Source organism: uncultured Murdochiella sp. (assembly GCF_902488755.1).
In the GTDB taxonomy this organism is placed as follows: Bacteria; Bacillota; Clostridia; order Tissierellales; family Peptoniphilaceae; genus Murdochiella.
In genome coordinates this window covers 1-2,989 of record NZ_CABTXF010000073.1, presented here as the reverse complement: position 1 = coordinate 2,989, position 2,989 = coordinate 1, and the positions used below count along the sequence as shown (strand labels likewise).

At 51.5% G+C, this 2,989-nt stretch carries 2 protein-coding genes; both read left to right on the top strand.

What is annotated here, in order from left to right; all coding sequences use genetic code 11:
* A partial coding sequence (locus RDL68_RS06205) for an acyl-CoA dehydrogenase family protein (RefSeq protein WP_308540808.1) occupies positions 1-1,614 on the top strand: 1,614 nt, incomplete at its 5' end.
* A 64-nt stretch (positions 1,615-1,678) separates the two neighbouring features.
* The gene (locus RDL68_RS06200; RefSeq protein ID WP_308540807.1) at positions 1,679-2,887 is read left to right on the top strand and encodes an FprA family A-type flavoprotein; all 1,209 of its coding nucleotides are present in this window, start codon (positions 1,679-1,681) and stop codon (positions 2,885-2,887) included.
* Positions 2,888-2,989: the final 102 nt, after the last annotated feature.

Below are 2,989 nucleotides of genomic sequence, written 5' to 3'. Positions count from 1 at the left end.
ACGGAAGAACAGAAACAAAAATACTTAGTACCTTTGGCAAAAGGCGAAAAAATTGGCGCTTTCGGTCTGACCGAAGAACATGCCGGTTCGGATGCCAGCGGTACACAGACTACGGCAGTTCTGGACGGAGATCACTATGTACTTAATGGCAGCAAGATCTTCATTACGAACGGCTATCGTGCCGATACTTATGTTGTCTTTGCTGTAACCAGTCCGGAAAAAGGAACGCACGGCATCAGCGCCTTCATCGTAGAAAAAGATTACGAAGGATTCACCTTCCCGACGCAATATAACAAGCTGGGCATCCGCTCCTCCGTTACGTCGGAATTGAATTTCAAGAACGTCATCGTCCCGAAGGAAAACTTGCTGGGTAAAGAAGGCGAAGGCTTCAAGATCGCTATGGCAACCCTGGACGGCGGACGTATCGGTATTGCCTCTCAGGCATTGGGTATCGCACAGGGCGCTTATGAAGCGACCGTCAACTATACGCGTGAGCGCATTCAGTTTGGTCAGCCGATTGCGGCAAACCAGGGCGTCAGCTTCAAGATTGCCGATATGGCCACCCGTATCGAGGCTTCCCGTCACCTGATTTATCAGGCAGCCGACCTCAAAACCAAACATGCGAAATACACCAAAGAAGCTGCGATGGCGAAAATGTTCGCTTCGGACACCGCCATGTGGGTTACCACAGAAGCGATTCAGCTGCACGGCGGCAACGGCTTCATCAAGGGTATCGATGTGGAACGTCATTTCCGTGATGCCAAGATTACACAAATCTATGAAGGCACGAATGAAATTATGCGCGTCGTCATCGCCGGTCAAATCATTGGTCGCGTAGGACGCAAAAAGAAAGCGGCTATGGTCGCTGATACCGGCAAAGCTGGCGCAGTCACCGGACCGCGCAAGAACGTCATGTTCGAAGGCACACCGGAAGAGCAAGTGAAACAGCTTGTCGAAGCACTGAAAAAAGACGGCTATGCCTTTGATACCACGGTCGATGTTTATGCGCCAGTGGATGAAGTAGAACGCCTCGTTTCCGTCGGTCAAGGTATCGGCGAAAAAGAGAACCTCAAAGTGGCGGAAGAATTGGCAGAAGCCGTTGGCGGCGCCATCTCCAGCTCCCGTCCGGTAGCCGAGACTCTCGGTTATCTGCCGATTGAACGCTATGTCGGTATGTCCGGTCAGAAATTCAAGGGCAACCTTTACTTCGCAATGGGCATCTCCGGTGCCGGTCAGCACCTGCGCGGCATTAAAGAAGCGGCAACGATTGTCGCCGTTAACACTGATGCAAGCGCCCCGATCTTTGCGAACGCAGATTACGGCATTGTGGGCGATGTGATGGAAATCATGCCGTTATTAACCGAAGCGCTTGAACAGGGTCAGGAACGCCATCCGGCAGAGACCTTCGAAAAGAAAAAGCGCAATGTTCCGCAGGATCCGCGTACCAAATCCGGCATCTATGTCTGCAACGGCTGCGGTCATGAATATGATCCTGCCAAGGGCGATCCGGACAGCGGAATCGCTCCGGGAACGCCGTTTGATCAGCTTCCGGACACCTATCTGTGCCCGAAGTGCGGTGACCCGAAGAACGGCTATATCTCCATTGAAGATTAGTCGATCCCGATCGTAAACTGCACAGCGTAAGAATGCACAAAAAGAAAGGTTAAGGAGGATTTGCATGGCAAATGTTCGTGAAGTCGTAAAAGATTTGTATTGGATCGGTGTCAACGATCACCGTACCGATATTTTTGAAAGAATTCATCCCATTCCGGAAGGCGTAAGCTACAACTCCTATGTCCTCTTGGATGAGAAAACCGTCCTGTTTGATACGGTCGATTTCGAATTTGCGCCGTATTTCTTGGACAATCTGGCATACGTATTAGGCGATCGTCCGCTGGACTACATCATCATCAATCACTGGGAACCGGATCATGCCTCAACGTTCCAGGAAGTCATCCTGCGTCATCCCGAAGCAACCGTTATTTCGACGGAAAAAGGCTTCTACTTCATGTCGCAGTTCAATTATCACTGCGAAAAACGCATCACGGTCGCTACCGGCGATACATTCAGCTCCGGTGAGCACACCTTTGCTTTCGTAGAAATGCCGATGGTACACTGGCCCGAACCGATGGCAACTTTGGATACGTCCAACGGCGTTCTCTTCAGTGCGGATGCGTTCGGCTCCTTCAAAGCGATTGACGGCAAGCTCTTTGATGACGAAGTCGATTGGGATCGCGATTTCCTCGAACCGGGTCGTCGCTATCTGACCAACATCGTCGGCAAATACGGTGCCTATGTTCAGGCGGTGCTCAAAGTCGCAGCGACCTTGCCGATTAAGGTTATCTGCCCGCTGCATGGTGTCATCTGGAGAAAGAATCTCGGCTACATCATCGATAAGTACGACAAATGGTCGAGCTACACACCGGAAGATAACGGCGTTATGATCGCCTACGGTTCCATGTACGGCAACACCGAGCAAGTCGCGCAGAAACTGGCCTCGGAAGTCGTAAAGCGTGGCGTTACGGATGTTACGGTTTGGGATGTCTCCAACACCCACATGTCCTACCTCATTTCGGAAGCCTTCCGTGTCGGTCACATCATCCTGGCTTGCCCGACATACAACCTGGGTGTCTATCCCCCGATGAAGAACTTCCTGCACGACATGGTGGCACTCAACATGCAGAAACGCACGGTCGGTATCATCGAGAACGGCACGTGGGCGCCCACCTCCGGAGAAGAAATGAAGAAGATCCTCGATCAGATGTTCGAAATCTACTATCTCGATGCCGAAGTATCCTTCATGTCCTCGCCGGATGACAATACCGACAAAGAACTGGAAGCCATGGCGGATGCCATCGTCGCTTCGGTACAGAAGCAAGCAAAATAAAACCATGCGTTAACGCCTTACCTGAGAAGGCAAATACGAAACAAAGAAAGCGAGGGGCCCGCCAGATGGTGGGGGCCCCCCCTTTTTTGGGGTTTTTTTTTT